Source organism: Oenococcus oeni (assembly GCF_020510245.1).
GTDB lineage: Bacteria > Bacillota > Bacilli > Lactobacillales > Lactobacillaceae > Oenococcus > Oenococcus oeni.
Window position 1 is genome coordinate 1,307,846 of record NZ_CP084701.1, and the last position, 16,653, is coordinate 1,324,498.

The following is a 16,653-nucleotide window of genomic DNA, read 5'->3' on the forward strand; positions in this document are numbered from 1 at the left end:
GAAAATATAAAATAATGTTTTAAAAAAATCGTCAGGATTGTTTCTAACGATTTTTTAAAATTATTCATAAGTGCAAAATAAAACTCTCGAAAAATCGAGAGTTTCCATATCATTCACCATAATCATCAGGAGCAGTCCCTTGGTCATTAATCTTTTTGGCAATAACCAACGGAACCGTTATTTTTGTACCAGAAGTTGCTTTATAAGTGTAATCACCCTTTGATTTGCCATAAAATTGGATCTTATCATTCTCCAAGATATGTGATCCGTTCATAATCGAAGGATCAAAGGCGACATAGACTATATCATCATGTCACCATTGATCGCAACCCGCAAATCGGTTTCGTCATCACCTTCCAATACCTGAACAACTTCTCCGGTATAAACCACTTTTTGTCCTTTGTATTGATCAGGGTTTCTGGCCAATGAATCATAAGTTATATCGGATCGATAATCAGCAGAGGAAAAAGCCTCTGTAGATGACGACGAAGACGCTGCAGTTGATGAGGAGCTCGAACTACTCGAGGTTGTCTTTTTCTTTGAAGATAGGCTTTTGATATACCGTGACATTGCTCCATTCACGACCAATGTGGTATAGCCAAATTTGCCTGCCTTTTTAAGAATATTTTTTGAAATCTCGGGCGAAGTCCATTTCTTTTGATAATTGGTTACGGCCAAAATAGAAGTTTTCGTTTTATCTCCACTTTTGGGATCAACAGAATTAGTTATACCTATCGGATCAACTACAACAGAGAATTTCCCATTGCTAACTTTTGCCCAACCTGCTCCAGCTACGGATTCACCTGCTGTAAATCCGTAATTCAGGTTACTTTGACTATATGGAGTAACAATTATTTTAGAACCATTAGGAGCTGAAGTTGTTCCTTTAAGTAACCAAGTGTAATAACTATTTGATTTCACAGAAGTTATTTTTGTTTGGTAAACTCTATACTTCCCTGCTTGATAACTCTCACTATTTTTTACCATTGTAAAAACAGTTAATAGAGCAATCACGGCTAAAGCAACAAGGACCAACCAAAACCACCATTGTTTGTAAAACGATTTATTTATTTTTTTCATTTCCCTCTCCAAAAAATTAGTTCACTATCCCTTCACAAATGTGAACCTGTTTAATTGTAAACGTTTGTATAGCAAACAATTACAAATTAAAAGATAGAAAATAAAAAAATAATTAAATGATATATTTTTAATACTACAAAAATAGAACTTGAGTTATTAATATGTAAAGGTTTCGGTACAAACAAGCAACTACTACTAATCCCAAACTTTTAAATAAAGTCCGAAATCCAATTAGTTTTTTAAAAGGATAAAAATAAAAAAATTAGTGAAAATATTTGGGTAAATTGTGGTGGCGCTCTTTGGTATGCACAGACGGATTCAAAATAAAAAAACAGTTACAAATAGAGCAGAAGCACCTAAAAGATCGCAAAACAAAAAAATTACCGAATCCTTGGCTATTTCCTGGATCTCTTGTTACTTTGAACTTGTATATCTAATAAAGAACTTGACTACCCTGTCCTTGATAAACGCTTCGCAGCTTTTTCTTGTCACGCATAAAAATATCTGTTTCTTCCATATCGATATTGTTTCGTAGCGGAGATTACCCAAATAGATTTGATAAACGACGTAATATCGCGCATCATACTGGAAAGTTTTAAGAACTAAAATTCTCAAAGTATGGAGATTTTAAAAAACTTGGAACTAATTCTTAAGATTGTCTCAATAACGGCTCAAAACCGGCTATTTTTATCGATATTCAAACAAATATGGATATTGAGGAGGTTAAAGATCCCACGATTGAAGATATCGATTTTATTCATTAAAAAATAGGATTGATAAATTCATGGATAGATTTGGAAAAATCAAAGCTTCAAAAAAAGATCGGCAAGTAAAACCGCACGACTACGATATATAAAAAAATTGAACTTATTCAAATATTTCAAAGAAAATTAAGCTTTGCGCTATACGCACCATAGCTATACCCTTTTTTACTGTCCAAGGGTATCTCAATTCGATATGTCTAAACCCGCAAAACTATTACGATTATAAATTTTCAATAAGATGTTGTGCAGTAAATTATGCATTTTTAATGAGCATCCGTCATAGACAGTTAGATGTTTGAGCAGATCGCAAAAGGCTTGCAAATCGGCATTTGGGTACAAAAAAACCCGCCATATGGCGGGTTTATTCCCAAGGACACCAGATTGACCATCTAGTGCCCCCTCCCGGACTCGAACCGGGGACCTTGGGATTAAAAATCCCCTACTCTAACCAGCTGAGTTAAAGGGGCATTGCTTTTTACGCAACAAAAATATTTTACGGGAATATAAACATTTTTGCAAGCTTTTTTTACTTTGTTGTATCTCGCATTACAAATTCGTGAGGTAAAACAACTTTTGAATCATCAATTTCCTGTCCAGACATTAATTTCGTCAGCAAGCGCATTGCAACAGCACCGATGTCAAACTTAGGTTGCGTAACCGATGAAATGGCCGGGCGAGCCATTTTGACAAGTTTTGTATCATTCGAAGAAATAATTTGAAACTGGTCGGGAACTTTAATTCCGTTATCCTGCATATAATTTAAAATTCCCAAGGCTGGTTCGTCTTCACCGACAATAACCGCTTTAATACCATCTTCGTACAAATGCTGGGCTAAATTATAACCCGCTTGATAATCGTCATCCGATTCATAAATTTTTCCGCCAGAAACGGCATTTAAAAATCCTTGTTGTCTCAAACTTGATAAGCTTCCCTCTCCAGGATTATCAACCAAAGCAACTTCGGACTCGTCAAGATCGCTTTTCTTAAGCATTTCACCAGCCTGACTGAAGGCCTTAACGTAATTAATATTAACCGAAGGAAGTTTTCCCTGGGGATCGACCGAGCCGGCAAAAACGACTGGAAAAGGAGAATCTTCCAAAAGTTTCAACATTTCCCCGGAAGTCTTATTGCCCATGTAAATCATTCCGTCAACATGTTTGTCGATTAAAGTATTCAGAGCAGCTTTCTCGGCTTCCGGATTTTCGTCGGAAACAGCAAGAGTAACCGAATACTTATAAATTTTCGCAACCGCATCGATTCCTTGAGCTAATTCCGCATAATACAAATCAGTCAAGTCGGGCATAACCATCCCGATCATCGTAGTTTTTGAACTCGCGAGTCCCTTGGCCATTGCATTTGGTCGGTAATTTAGCTCTTTAATTGCTTTTAAGACTTTTTGTCTCGTTTCTGATTTAACTTTGCCGTTATTGTTAACTACACGACTAACTGTCGCAAGACTAACGCCAACCCTTTCCGAAACGTCATATATTGTTGGTTGCTTGTTATCTGTCATCACTTTTACCTATTATATAAATAATAACGATTATGAAAACATTATGCAAGCGATTACATACGAAATATTCTAATAAAGTTAGTAAAAAAGCTAGGAATTATCCTAACTTTTCATCATTTATCTTCTTTTTCGTCACTATCCGGTTTTGTCAAATCGTCTTTTAAAGCATCATCTTCTTCTAAATCGATGTCTTCTTTGGAAAAACGGTGACGTAAATCATCAATTGTGTCTTTGGCTTTATCGACATAAGGACTTGCTTTATCGACTAAATCATAAGCTTTGTCCTTTGCCTTTTCGACATAAGGGGAAGCCTGATCAATAACGTCTGCCGCCTTGTCTTTAACTCCTTGATAGGTATCGGCGTATTTCGAATCTTTGATTTGCTCATCAAATTCGCCAACTTTATTCTTTGCTTTTTCAGAGAGGTCACCTGCCAAATCAGCGCCAGCGTATGCGGCATCATACCCTAAATCTTTTAATTTATTACCGGTATCTTTGGCTTTTTTAATTAATTCATCTTGTTTCTCTTGAGGCAGAGCTTTAAAAGCAACATAAGCTGCCGCAGTTGCCAAAATACCTGCTACCAATCCTTTTGCCATTTTTATCATCCTTTCTTCTTTGCTCTACTCTTTTTGAATCGATTGAATACTGCTTCTCCCGCACTGAAGATCACACCAGACTTAAGTGCCGAATCGGTCAAGTTGTTAACCATTTTCCAGGCTTTTGCTTTTTTGCCGACAACCTCAGTCTTTTTTTTATTAATCTTATCCGTAAAGTGGCTGACTGTCGAGCCTAAATCCGCCGTTGCCTGAACGACCGGATCCAAACGTTCTACCTTGCTTGTCAGATCATTTAGAAGCGACTTAGTAGTGGCAGTAATTTGATCAGCGTCGCTTGCAATCGGTTCAATGTGTTTTTTTAAAATCCTTATTGTCTGATTAATTGAAATCAAAACAACGACAATTGCAATTACGAGGACTGCGAAAGCAATCGCAGCAATTAATCCTGCTATTTGACCAATATTCATATGCCCTCCTGTTTTCTACATTATAACTGCTTTCAAGACGAATTATCTGCTGAAAACCTGGCGTAAAAATGGTATTTCCTTGAAACTACGCGAAAAATATTCAACGATAAATTCACTCTTATTAATAGTTAAAATCACATAAGTGCCACCGATCGATCGCTGTGGTCCACGGGGATATGTAGTTGAGCCAGGGTTTATAAATAGCTTCCCATTGTATTTTTCGGCCAAAATAACATGCGTGTGCCCAAATAGAACAATATCGGCATGGTGCTTGTTTGCTAAGTGATCGAGCTTTTCAAAACCATTGTTGACATGAGCCAAATGCCCATGAGTTTGGTAAATAGTTATATCGTCAGTTTTATTTTTATAGACATTTTCAATTGGAAAATCACTGGAAAAAAGATCCATATTGCCTAAAACAACATGAATATTCTCCCAAATTGGATCGTCCGATTCGAATTGAGAATCTCCATTGTAAAAAATAGCGGCAATCTCCGGATTATCTCGATAATGATTGAGAATTTCCTGAAATTCAGCCCTATCGCCGTGTGTGTCACTAAAGATTAAATATTTCATTCTTTTAAACCTTTTTGATCAATATGAAGTTCTTTAATCGTTAAATTGCTTTTATTGAGCCATTCACGAGTGAATTTGGAAAAACGGCCAATATTTCCAGTCGTATAAAAAACGTCTTTTTCATGATGATTAATATTCTTTGAATCGTGAAAAGCGTTATTTTTTCTCATTATCTCCGCTGTTTGAAGGATTTCCTCTGAAGCCGGATCAACAACTGCTACGTTTTTATCGACCGCTGCCTGAATTTCCTTCTTCAAAATAGGAAAATGAGTACATCCTAGAACTAAGGTATCGGATTTTTTACCATCGTTTTTTTCTTCCATCCAATTATGAATCGCTTGATAAACGATTTGTTTTCCCTTAGGAGTTCCCGCCATATCGCTTTCAACAAGTTGAACGAATTCAGGAAGAGCTTTTTGTTCAATAACCAAATCGGAATTCAGGGCTATTAATTGGTCATAATAAGCCTTCGACTCAACAGTCGATTGGGTTCCGATGACATTGACATGTAAATTTCTTGTCGCATTGATACCGGCGAGCGCCCCGGCAGAAATAACACCAATTACCGGTATCTCCAAATACGCCCTTAACTGGGGCAGAGCCTGTGCGGTAGCTGTATTACAAGCAACGACCAACGCTTTAATATTGTGTTTTTTAACGAGAAAATCGGCCATTTGCAAGGTAAATTTTTGAATTTCAACAGTTGGTCGCGGTCCATAAGGCATTCGCGCTTCATCACCAACAAAATAAACCGACTCATTCGGTAATTGTTTTAAAGCTTCGCGGACAACGGTTAAACCGCCCAAGCCAGAATCTATGTATCCAATTCCTCGATTATCCATATCTTAAGTATAGAATGTTTATGTAACTTTTATGATTCGTTACAAAAAGCTATACTAATTGGTGTGAAGAAAGACGCTTATAAAAACCTTTCAAAATTTTCAAATAATCAAACAGCTTTTTCGTTGGCCTTATTACGTGACGGAATTTTAAATGATATTTTAGATGACGATGCTAATGACATTCTTTATTACGCGGGAAAAGAAGTTGCCCGGCAATTTTATACAAAAACGTTAAACGGCATTCAAGAATTTTTTTCAGCAGCCGGATGGGGAGATATTCAGATTTCTTCTCAAAAGGAAAACAAAGAAAGCTGGCTTTTAACAGGCGAAGCAATAAAAATTAGGTCTGCAGCAATCGATGAGCCCTCATATTTTCTCGAAGCCGGATTTTTAGCTCAAGAAATTCAGCAACAAACTCATAGAGGAACTGAATGTTCATATCAGTCCGATGATAAATCGCGAGTTATCTTTACGGTTTACATTGACTAATTAATCAGCGACGACTTTGTCCGCCCATTTTAATCGGCTCGCTCAAAAATTTGATTCTCTCGATTATTCGCGCTGCCTTAATTGGCTCTGCAACTCCCCGAGCTATAGAAAGATATTGTTCCTGCAGAGACTTTATATCAAAATTGGAAGTAAAAAAAGTCGGTCGTTGATAATTCATCCGGTCGTCAAGAATTGCCCCAATAACGTTATCGCGGACCCAGGTCGTTAAATCACCAGCTCCCAAATCATCAAAAACAAGAATTCGGCTGTGCGCGATTTTGCGAATCAGGCGCTGCTTTTCCAGCATCTGAATTTCATTCAGGCGGTTAATCAATGCGGAGACATTCACGAAAGCTGTTTCGATATCCTTGGCAGCCAATTCGTTTAGTAAAGCCGACATCAAATAGCTTTTTCCAACACCGAAGTTTCCCCAAAGATAGATGCCCTTCTTAAATTGTTGACTTGCCGAGTAATCCTCGAAAAAAGAAATTGAAGCCAACAAAGCTTGATTTCTCTGTTCATCAACACTAAAATCGGCAAAAGTAACTTTTGCCAATTCTTTGGCTTGACCAATCCTTAACTGATTCTCAGAAACGGCATTGGCCGCTTTTTCGTAGAAAATATTGATCGTGTCGTTAACCAAAAAGAGTTCCGGATAATAATCCGGAAATAAAGGCTGCTTGATTTGATTGACAAAATCAGCCAAAACATCTGCATTATCTTTCAGTAGCCGTTTTTTATCCTGTAGATGATTTTCTGTAACGAATTTATTGACTTGTGGATTTTTTAAGATTTCGGTTAAATTCATGAGTTCTTCTTCTCATGCTGATATTTTGCCAAAGCATCTAAAGCAATTTGGTTATCTACTTTTTCAGCGGTTCCATAATCTATTTTCTTTTCCTTTTGAAGCGGTCCATTTTTAAAATTATGTTTTTCATTCTGTTTTTTTTGCCGGGACTTAATTGACAAAATTGCTTCCGCAGCATTTTTAACTTTAGCCTGCAGAAAAGAATCGGCAATTGCCTGGGAAAGAGGCGCAGGCAGATTACTTGACTCCATCCCAATTATAACTTGATGGGTCAAAATATTAATTACGTCTGGAGCTAATCCCAAGTCGAATAAATGTTCCAGATTTTTTTGCTCCGAACTCGTTACAATGCCACCACGGACCTGCTTTAATTGAGCCAAAAATTGATAAGGCGCAAGTGATTGGGCTGCCTTGACCAATTGTCGCTCGTCATTGGATAACTGCCCAGAAAGGTCAGAATCGTCCCTTTTTTCAGCCTGTTGTCGCGGCTTAGAAGCTAATTTATTAATCTGTTGACGAAAAAGACTGTGTTCAATCGTTTTTTTATCGATTAAAAGTGAATTCGCCAGTAAATCAAGTATCTGTTCCTCGGAAAAACCATAAATCAAATGCTGTGAAACAATAAAATTATGTTCCTTGGATATTTCTGTTTCGGAAACACCGTATTTTTTTAAATTATCTTCGATGATAGAAAAATCAAAATCGTCAGCATCGATATTCGGAAATGATTTTTTGGTTTTCTTGAATTGTGATTGATCTATTTTCGGTTTTTTTAAAGATAAATCGCCAAAAGCTTCATAAAAGTTCGCATTAAGCTTAATTCCAGAGAAATTGGGAAAAGTCTTTTTTGTCCCATCGACAATTATTTGAAAGCGTTCCTCGCCAACAACACTGAAGAAAAAGCTCGATAATAAATCATCGGAAAAAAAATCATCCCGAGAAAGTGGTTTTTTTAATTTGAACAACAAAGTTCGATCGTCCAGATAGCTGTTCAACAAACCAGTAGCTTCAAGTTTTTTTCTTGCATCATCAAACCCGGTTAAAGAAATATTTAAAAGATCCAACAAATCGTTTATTTGATAGGATGTTTCGCTTGAATCCAATAACTGAAAATAAGTTGAAAAAGAATCAACTCCAATCAGTGGTAGATAAAAACGGGTCAGGTTTTTAAGATCATTGCTGTCAAAACTAACGGGATTAACGATAAAATTCCAATATGAATTCAATTGTGTTTGTCTTTCAATCATGGTTCAAGCTTATTTTCAGAGATAAATTTTAGCACGCATTCCTTTAAACTGGCTTTATCGCGAGAATTATCCACGACAAAATCAGCTCTATCAACTTTCTCCTCCAAAGGCATTTGGGCCGCAATCCGGTTGATTGCCTGCTGTTCGGAAATATGATCACGCATAATAAGGCGCCTGAGTCGAGTTTTTTTATCGGCATCAACAACAATCACAGAATCCAGTTGGTTTTGCCATCCACCCTCGTAAAGCAAAGGAATATCAAGAATCAGTGTCTTGATTCTGCCCTCGTTTTCAAAAAATTCCATCTGCATCTGCATCAATTGTCTAATAGAAGGATGGGTAATTGAATTTAATGTTTTCAGCGCTTCTGGATCAGAAAAAACAATTTTTCCTAGTTCTTTTCGGTTCAAAGAAGCGCCCTTCATAATCGGTAAACCAAAAGCATTTTTGATTTCTTCTAATTCCGGGCGTCCTGGCATAACTACTTCGCGGGCTATTTGGTCAGCATCGATAATCGTATAACCAAGTTCGCGAAAAATATTGGAAACAGTCGTTTTGCCACTGCCAGTCCCACCGGTCAAACCAATTTTTTTCATCTTTATTTTTGACATTTTGGACAATAGGTCGTTCCCCTCTGTGCAACTCTAATTTTAATTAATTCGCCTCCATCGCGCTCGCACGGCTGTCCTGCTCGTCCATAGGCATGGAGCTTGTCCTGCATACGACCGGTGTGACCGGATGCATCGATAAAAGAATGAACCGTCGAACCACCGTTTTCGATCGCAAAGGCCAACTCCCGAATTATATTTTCCCGTAAATTATCAGCCTCTTCTTCACTGATTTCATTGGTTGGCCGCAAAGGGCTTATTTCGCTGAGCCATAATACTTCATCGGCATAAATATTTCCGATTCCAGCAACATTGTTTTGATCCAAAAGCAAAGCTTTGACAGCTTTTTTGGACTTTTGCAAACGATTATAGAAATAATCAAATGTCAAATCGCTCTCAACCGGTTCCGGACCCATTGACCCGATCGACTTAACTTCAACCGCTTCGTTGCCGCTTTTCACCAACTTCATTTTTCCAAATTTTCGTGTATCGTCATAAAAAACCTGTTTACCATTTTCAAGTTCAAAAATCATTTCCGTATGTTTATGCGGAGCCTCTTGAGCAGCCTCGACCGAGTACCTTCCCTCCATACGCAGATGGGAAACAATCGTCAAATTATTATCGAGACGAAAAAGAAGAAATTTACCACGTCGATCAATTCTAGAAACAGTTGAACCGACAACTTTTTCGATAAATTCTGTCCGATCGCTATCCAACAGTTTTGGATAAATAATCTTTAAATCTTTGATTTTTTCATTTTCGAAATATTTTTTTAATCCACGACGGACAGTTTCAACTTCTGGTAATTCAGGCATTTTCCCCTCCAAATAATTTTTTATAAGCTTTCAAAAGATAAGGCAAATAATTAGATGATAAATATTTAATCGCTTGATCGAAAGGCATGAACTTTGCTTGTTCAAGTTCAGACTTTTGAATCCTAATATCCTTAATCGATAGGTCGGCTTTGATAACATACCAATTGTCGAAAACAGGCCAATTACGAAAAGTTTCAACGAAATTCTCTTCAGAGAAATTGAGTTCAAGGCCAACTTCCTCTTTAACTTCTCGCTTGATCGCCGTTAGAGAATCTTCGCTGGCCAACACAGAACCACCGGTCTCAAAATCCCACTCACCAGGTCGTCCAATTTTATTAAAGGAACGTTGCTGCATTAAAATCTCATGTTGATAATTAAAAATGCTTGCATTGACAAGTGAATGCCATTCTCCAGGTTTGAAAGGCTCCCCACGATGCTTTAATCCAATTTTTCGGCCTTCTTTATTTAACAAATCCCAACTTTCTCCAAGTTTGTCGGCGCGATTATCGAATTTATTTTTCGTCATACCAGTTAACTCCATGATGTGCTTCGACACGCAGAGGGACATTTAATTTGACGGCCGAATCCATGACTTTTGGAACAAGCTCTTCTAAAATATCAATCTCCTGCTTAGGAGCTTCGAAAATCAATTCATCATGAACTTGTAAAAGCATCTTTGCCTTAAGATGATTATCGTCTAAGGCCTGCTGCATTTTAATCATGGCAATTTTAATAATGTCAGCGGCCGAACCTTGGATTGGTGTATTAGTAGCGGTTCGTTCCGCAAAAGATCTCAAATTGAAATTTTTGCTGTGAATATCCGGTAAATAACGACGGCGTTGAGCAATCGTTTCTACATACCCCTGTTTGTGAGCTAAAGCAATAATCGAATCAATCCAGTTTTTAACCTTCGGAAATTCATGAAAATAAGTCTGAATAATTTCCTTCCCTTCAATTCTTGAAGTTCCCAAGCGTTGAGCTAAACCAAAATCGGAAATTCCATAAACAATCCCAAAATTGACGGCTTTTGCACGACGACGCTGATCGAAAGTTATTTTTTGATCAGTGCTAAGACCAAAAATAGAACGAGCCGTAGCCGCGTGAATATCTTCTCCTGATTCAAAAGCTTTTTTTAAGTTTTCATCCCCAGTAACGTGAGCCAAAACACGCAGTTCAATTTGTGAATAATCGGAACCAAAAATTTCCCAGCCTTCATGGCTCGGAACAAAAGCCTTTCGAATTCGTTTTCCTTCTTCATCGCGATCGGGAATGTTCTGCATATTGGGATCAACCGAGGAAAGTCGCCCGGTTTGCGTTAGTGTCTGTAAATAGCGAGTATGAATCTTGCTATCGTCAGGATTCACAACTTCCAATAAACCCTTTACATATGTCGAATTGAGTTTTGCCAATTGTCGATATTGCAAAATCAAACCAACGAAAGGATATTTTTCGGCTAATTCTTCAAGTACATTAGCAGCAGTTGAGTAACCGGTTTTAGTTTTCTTAATCGGCGGTATTTTCATATGAGCAAAGAGCAAATCGGCCAATTGTTTTGGAGAATTAATATTAAATTCCTGACCGGCCTCCTCATAGATTTGTTTCTCCAATTCAAAAATACGTTGGTCGAATTCCTGGCCAAGTTTCTTCAACTCTGCTTGGTCAAGCTTGATACCGTTAATTTCCATTGAAGCCAGAACTTTTGACAAGGGTAATTCTATTTGCCGATACAACTCAGCCTGCTGATGATCAGAAAGTTTTTTCATAGACGGATCATGCAGTTTACTAATCGTCGAGGCCTTATTGGCCATATGAGAAAATAGAGTCTCGTTGTTTTCAGGAATTTTAAACTTAACCCCGCTTCCGTATACTTCGGCATCCGATTCAAGAAAAACATTAAAACGATTTGCTAAAGTAGCTAACTGATTATCGTTATCCGTGGTATCAAGCAAATAAGAGACCAACAAAAAATCAAAATCCAAATTATTAATTTGTAATCCAAGCCGATTAAGCAAAACAATCAACTCTTTGGCATTAAAAACATATTTCGGCAAATCACCCTTAAAAAGTTTCCTTACTACCAAGGAATTCAACAATTCAAGATCTCTACTGGCAAAATAGCCATCATTTTCGTTTCCAACTACAAAAGCTGAAATTTTAGCAGTGTGATAATTGTCGGAATCAGTCTGAAAATAGACAGTCAAATAATTCTTTATTTCCGATAAATGATCAAGATTTGCCGCTTTTAATTCTGTGACTTGAACGTTTTTTTCTTCTTCTTGGTCTTGTCCCACCATGCCGGCTTTCTGCATTGAATGAATTTTGGCCAATTGAACCTTAAAATCCAGTTCTTCATAAAAGGGAATTAATTCCTGAAAATTAATCGGTTGATTGATTAATTCCTTCATTTCCAATTCAACCGGTGCATCTGTTCGAATGGTGGCTAATTCATGTGCGCGATAAGCCGACTCTTTATCATTTAAGAGATTTTCCTTAAGCTTTGAAGTCTTCATTGAATCAATGTGCTGATAAATTCCATCAAGGCTGCCAAACTCATTTAACAATTTAATTGCCGTTTTCAAGCCGACTTTCGTCACGCCTGGATAATGATCAGATGTATCGCCGGTCAGGGACTTCATTTCAATCACTTGACTTGGGGTAATGCCGCCCCACTTTTCTGCCAAAAATTTCGGTGTATATCTATCTAATTCAGTAACGCCTTTTTTAGTGACATTCACAGAAACGTTGTCAGTGACCAATTGAGTTAAATCCCGGTCTCCAGTAATAATCGTCGTTTTCAAGCCGGCTTTTTCAGCGAGCTTTGAATAAGTACCAATAATATCATCAGCCTCAAAACCCGGTAACTCATAAGAATGGATTCCGTGTAAATCGACCATTTTTCTTAGATAAGGAAATTGTTCCGATAATTCCGGCGGTGTAGTCTGACGATCGCCTTTGTAGTCGTCAAAAATTTTGGCACGAAAAGTGGTCGCCCCTTTCCCGGCGTCCCAGGCAACCAAGGCGTAATCCGGATTCATTTTTTCAACAACCTGATCGAAAAAATTGTTGAAAGCAACTAAAGCATTGGTATGCAAGCCAGTATGAGCAACCATTCTGTCCAGTTGATTATACATAGCGTAAAAAGCTCTGAAAGCTAAGGAATTACCATCAATTAATAAAAGTGTTTTTGTCATTGCTTTTATTTTAACAGTCGTTTTCAAGCTCAAACAAAAATGCCCAACTCTGGGCATTTATTTTTATTTTTTAATATCGAACTGCCCGAGTTTTTCCGAACCGAGTTCTTTAAAGGAATAACTAATATTTTGTTCGCGCTTAAATTCTTCAAAAGCTAATTGAATTAGTTTTTCCGCCTGTTGGCTTCGATTCATTCCGGCGGCCTCAAACAAAATCGGGAAAAGACTCATATTCGTATTTCCCGGTAGTGTATTAGGCTCGCTTAGGAAAATTTCTCCATCTTTGCTCATCAGAAAATCAATCCGGGCAAATCCTTTAATTCCAAGTACTTTATAGGCTTTTACAGCCATATTCTCGAGTTCCTTGCTTTTGGCTGGAGATATTTTGGCTGGAATTTGGTACTTCATTTTTGAATTATCAACAAATTTATTTTTATAGTCAAACCATCCACTGCCATGATCCTGCCCAGGAGCCCAATGTGCTCCGATTGGGCTGGTAATGACACGATCATTGCCCAGCAAACCAATTTCCAACTCAGTTGGACTTTCAACAGCTTTTTCAACTAATAGCTTTTCATCGTACTGAAAAGAATCCCTCAAAGCATTTTCATACTCTTCAGCATTAGTAACTCGAGAAACGCCAACCGAAGAACCTTGGTTAGCAGCTTTCACAAAGACTACCTCGCCAAGTTGTTTACTTACGGAATCCCAATCGGGTTTATTTTTATCATTTTGAAAAATAACGATATATTTTGTATTTCGAATACCGTTAACTGTCATTAGTTCTTTGGTAATCACTTTATCGAAACTGATTGCATGAGCTCTAAGTCCCGATCCAACATAAGGAATGTTCATCAAACGGAACAATCCTGCTAAAGTGCCATCTTCGCCAAGATTTCCATGCACCGAGGGAAATAAAACATCCAACTTTAAATTTCTAATTGAATCAATCGGTCCAAAAATATCAGCATTTTTGTTCGGAAGACCCGCTAAAAGTTCATCTTCATCTTCACCGAAAAGAACTCTTTTAGAAGTCTCGCTATCGATCATAATCCCTTTTTTAGAAATTAATACAGGGAAAATCTGATATTTTTCCGGATCCAATGCGTCATAATAATTTTTCGCCGAACGCTTGCTAACATCGTGTTCAGATGAATTCCCGCCGAAAAAAAGGCCGACACGTATTTTTTCTGCCATATCTGCTCCTATTTAAAATAAAAAAGAAATTCTAGAAACTTAAGAATCTCATATATTCACAAACTTGTCAATCAGTTTAAATAATCTCTGGTGCTTTGAATATAATCAATAATCGAACTGGGAAAACTATCTTTTTGGAGGAGCAAAACTTGTAAAAGACGATTACGATTATAAATTTTATTCCAGCCAGCTTCAGTAGCAACTGTCATTTGAGCAGTTAAGCCTTGGTGCCAAAACTTGAGGACGCGTAAAAAGTAATCTTCGTAAATTTCATTTAAATTAGTGATATTTGCCAAATAAGCAACAATTCTAGAATCTTCTCCAGCAACAAAAGGAACTGGACAATTATGATAGCCAACCAGCAATGAAGCCAATAATAAAATCTTATCGGAACGTTTTACCGATGGATTCGCGCATAAAAGATCCCAGACATTCCCAATATTGGTAAAAGCATGTGCCCACCCTTTTTCACCGACAAAACCGCGGCCATCGTGTTCAAGCAGCGAATAAGCAATAACTTGATTGATAATTCGATCCCTCAATTGAGTATCGATAAAATGGATTTGGGCATCAGCACTTAACAACTGGCCTAAAACCAAAAGTGAAAACGACCTTTGGAAAACGCCATCATTCAAAGGCTCTAAAATGTGTCCAAAAAGTCTTTCGTCAGCTACCAAATAATTAGCCATCCAACGCATTTGTTCGGGGCTGAGAGCTTTATTAGAAATTAAATCCGTCAAAAAATAAAAAGCCCCACGATCGCGGTAAGCCGGATTAGTAGAAGCGAGTTGTCTCAAGACTTCAAAAAGCTGGTCGTCTGTCAATAAAACCTTTTTAACCTGAATGAACTTTTCAGCTGTCTTTTGCATCAAAGCCAAAGCGGTATCCCCATCATCAACAGGCTTGACAATTGTCTTGGATCTCCGGGATAAACGGCTCACCAAATTTTCCAATTGTCCATTTAGGGACTGATAAATCTTTCCACTGGATAATTTGTCTCTTGCTTGTGAAACTGTATTTTTAACTAAAGTTATCTGATCATCGATCATTTGAAATTAGTCTCTTTCTTGGCAAATTCACTTGTGAAATTGTGATATTGCATACTTAAAGTCAAACCAATACCAATCATGTTTGCTATTAATGCAGAGCCTCCTTGGCTAATAAAAGGAAGAGGAATCCCAGTCAGCGGTACCAAGCCGATACTCATACCGATGTTTTCAAAAACATGGAATAAAATCATTAAGACAACGCCGGAAACAACATAAGCATAAAAAGAATTCTTCGTATCAAAGACTCTCCGGATCATGCTATAAATCAGGAAAAAGTACAACGCAATTAAAACAAAACCGCCGACAAAACCCAAGCCTTCGCCAATAACGGAGAAGATCATATCAGACTCACGAACCGGGACATAAACTGTAATATTATTCAGACCATTTCCGAAAATACGACCGGAACCAATTGCCTTTATAGACTGATAAAGTTGGTAACCGGACGAATTTGTATCGTTGCCGCTGGGATCAAGCCAATCATCTATTCGTGCAAATTGATATGATTCGAATCCGAGCTGAGTTAGAAAATTTCGTCCAGGAGTCGTTGTAACGGCAAAAATAGCCAGTGCGCCAATCGTTCCGAAAGCACCGACAATTGGTACCAAAATACGATTCAAAATACCGGAAACAAGAAAAATTCCTCCAAAAATGGCAACGAAAACTAAAGTTGAACCAAAATCATGCTGTAGAAGCATCAAAACAATGACAGGTATTGTAATTCCCGACATTTTCGCGATTAGCAAAAAGTCCGAAGAAAGCGTATGAACGGAATAATTTTGATTATGTGTGTAAACAACTCTCGCCAACATTAAAATTAAAGCAGGTTTCATTACCTCCGAAGGCTGAAAAGTCAGGCTGCCAATTGCCAACCAAGATTTAGCGTTGGTTGTTGCTTCAAGAGATCTACTATAAGCAAACAAAACGAATACCAACAGAAAAATTCCTAAAGCATAAGCAACCGGAGCGAACCTGAAAAGTTGCTGAGAATCAAGGTGCATCAAAAAAATAGCGATACTCCACCCAAATGCCCACCATAAGCACTGGACAAACATGGATTTAACAATTGAACCACTAGAATCAGCCTTTAGCGCCAAAAATATGGAAACAAAACCAATTGCCATTAAAGCGATTAAAACAAAAATGATCCGCCAATCAATTCGTGAATCATCTCGCCAATGAAAAGTTGTGCCTCTGTTTTTTAAATTTAAATTCTGCATTATTTATTAATTAAGCTTGCCGCAAATTAAAATTGGAAATCACGGCCATAACTGCCTGATCCTGTTTTTTAAAATCACCAAGAAAATTGTCCCAAGAATTTTTAGCCGAATACAAATCATTTTGCAAAGTTACATTGCCGATTGTCTTGCCGGCAATTAAAACATTGATAATCGCTCCGTCCTCAACCAATTCTACTTGATAATTTTTTTCACGATTAGACATTCAG

At 37.6% G+C, this 16,653-nt stretch carries 18 protein-coding genes and 1 tRNA gene; 1 reads left to right on the plus strand and 18 read right to left on the minus strand.

Translation table 11 applies throughout. The features are described 5' to 3' along the window. Window positions 1-109 precede the first annotated feature (109 nt). The 8 genes from J3U91_RS06935 to murI all read right to left on the minus strand — a co-directional run bounded on the left by J3U91_RS06935 (window position 110) and on the right by murI (window position 5,802). A complete protein-coding gene (locus J3U91_RS06935) occupies window positions 110-274 on the minus strand; it encodes a hypothetical protein (protein ID WP_226489931.1) in 165 nt (54 codons plus the stop codon). A 26-nt stretch (window positions 275-300) separates the two neighbouring features. Then, window positions 301-1,080 (minus strand): hypothetical protein, encoded by a 780-nt coding sequence (locus tag J3U91_RS06940; RefSeq protein ID WP_226489932.1) that lies wholly within the window; start codon window positions 1,078-1,080, stop codon window positions 301-303. A 1,157-nt stretch (window positions 1,081-2,237) separates the two neighbouring features. Next, window positions 2,238-2,311: transfer RNA gene (locus tag J3U91_RS06945), tRNA-Lys, on the minus strand. 59 nt (window positions 2,312-2,370) lie between these two features. Continuing rightward, window positions 2,371-3,357, minus strand: a complete 987-nt coding sequence (locus tag J3U91_RS06950; protein WP_002820135.1) for a LacI family DNA-binding transcriptional regulator — start codon at window positions 3,355-3,357, stop codon at window positions 2,371-2,373. Between the two features lie 113 nt (window positions 3,358-3,470). Next, window positions 3,471-3,956, minus strand: a complete 486-nt coding sequence (locus tag J3U91_RS06955) for a hypothetical protein (RefSeq protein WP_002820136.1) — start codon at window positions 3,954-3,956, stop codon at window positions 3,471-3,473. A 5-nt stretch (window positions 3,957-3,961) separates the two neighbouring features. After that, window positions 3,962-4,384: a DUF948 domain-containing protein gene (locus tag J3U91_RS06960; protein WP_002820137.1), complete on the minus strand. Its 423-nt coding sequence runs from the start codon at window positions 4,382-4,384 to the stop codon at window positions 3,962-3,964. 42 nt (window positions 4,385-4,426) lie between these two features. Beyond that, window positions 4,427-4,960, minus strand: a complete 534-nt coding sequence (locus J3U91_RS06965; RefSeq protein WP_002820138.1) for a YfcE family phosphodiesterase — start codon at window positions 4,958-4,960, stop codon at window positions 4,427-4,429. After that, window positions 4,957-5,802 (minus strand): glutamate racemase, encoded by an 846-nt coding sequence (gene murI, locus J3U91_RS06970; RefSeq protein WP_002820139.1) that lies wholly within the window; start codon window positions 5,800-5,802, stop codon window positions 4,957-4,959. The genes J3U91_RS06965 and murI overlap by 4 nt, the downstream gene beginning before the upstream one ends. Before the next feature lie 63 nt (window positions 5,803-5,865). On the opposite strand from murI, the gene J3U91_RS06975 reads away from it, so the two are divergent. Beyond that, window positions 5,866-6,291: a YslB family protein gene (locus tag J3U91_RS06975; RefSeq protein ID WP_002816729.1), complete on the plus strand. Its 426-nt coding sequence runs from the start codon at window positions 5,866-5,868 to the stop codon at window positions 6,289-6,291. Window positions 6,292-6,295: 4 nt separating this feature from the next. On the opposite strand, the gene zapE is transcribed toward J3U91_RS06975, so the two are convergent. From zapE to J3U91_RS07025, 10 genes are all read right to left on the minus strand, one after another. After that, on the minus strand, window positions 6,296-7,099 hold the full coding sequence (zapE, locus tag J3U91_RS06980) for an AFG1/ZapE family ATPase (RefSeq protein WP_002820141.1): 804 nt from the start codon (window positions 7,097-7,099) through the stop codon (window positions 6,296-6,298). After that, a complete protein-coding gene (locus J3U91_RS06985; RefSeq protein WP_002820142.1) occupies window positions 7,096-8,346 on the minus strand; it encodes a DnaD domain protein in 1,251 nt (416 codons plus the stop codon). The genes zapE and J3U91_RS06985 overlap by 4 nt, the downstream gene beginning before the upstream one ends. Beyond that, window positions 8,343-8,966: a dephospho-CoA kinase gene (coaE, locus tag J3U91_RS06990; protein ID WP_002821595.1), complete on the minus strand. Its 624-nt coding sequence runs from the start codon at window positions 8,964-8,966 to the stop codon at window positions 8,343-8,345. The genes J3U91_RS06985 and coaE overlap by 4 nt, the downstream gene beginning before the upstream one ends. Next, complete coding sequence (mutM, locus tag J3U91_RS06995) at window positions 8,945-9,769, minus strand: bifunctional DNA-formamidopyrimidine glycosylase/DNA-(apurinic or apyrimidinic site) lyase (protein ID WP_002820147.1); 825 nt, start codon at window positions 9,767-9,769, stop codon at window positions 8,945-8,947. The genes coaE and mutM overlap by 22 nt, the downstream gene beginning before the upstream one ends. Beyond that, window positions 9,762-10,295, minus strand: coding sequence for an NUDIX hydrolase (locus J3U91_RS07000; protein ID WP_002820149.1), 534 nt, complete (start codon window positions 10,293-10,295; stop codon window positions 9,762-9,764). Before J3U91_RS07000 ends, mutM begins: the two co-directional genes overlap by 8 nt. Further along, window positions 10,282-13,017: a DNA polymerase I gene (polA, locus tag J3U91_RS07005; protein WP_002826669.1), complete on the minus strand. Its 2,736-nt coding sequence runs from the start codon at window positions 13,015-13,017 to the stop codon at window positions 10,282-10,284. The genes J3U91_RS07000 and polA overlap by 14 nt, the downstream gene beginning before the upstream one ends. Before the next feature lie 6 nt (window positions 13,018-13,023). Then, a complete protein-coding gene (locus J3U91_RS07010; protein ID WP_002820152.1) occupies window positions 13,024-14,157 on the minus strand; it encodes a D-alanine--D-alanine ligase family protein in 1,134 nt (377 codons plus the stop codon). A gap of 71 nt (window positions 14,158-14,228) precedes the next feature. Beyond that, window positions 14,229-15,206 carry a DUF2785 domain-containing protein gene (locus J3U91_RS07015; RefSeq protein WP_002821593.1) on the minus strand — a complete coding sequence of 326 codons (978 nt, stop codon included), beginning with the start codon at window positions 15,204-15,206 and terminating at the stop codon, window positions 14,229-14,231. Then, a complete protein-coding gene (locus tag J3U91_RS07020; RefSeq protein WP_002820153.1) occupies window positions 15,203-16,426 on the minus strand; it encodes an FtsW/RodA/SpoVE family cell cycle protein in 1,224 nt (407 codons plus the stop codon). Before J3U91_RS07020 ends, J3U91_RS07015 begins: the two co-directional genes overlap by 4 nt. A 10-nt stretch (window positions 16,427-16,436) precedes the next feature. After that, a complete protein-coding gene (locus tag J3U91_RS07025) occupies window positions 16,437-16,649 on the minus strand; it encodes a DUF2969 domain-containing protein (RefSeq protein ID WP_002816718.1) in 213 nt (70 codons plus the stop codon). Window positions 16,650-16,653: the final 4 nt, after the last annotated feature.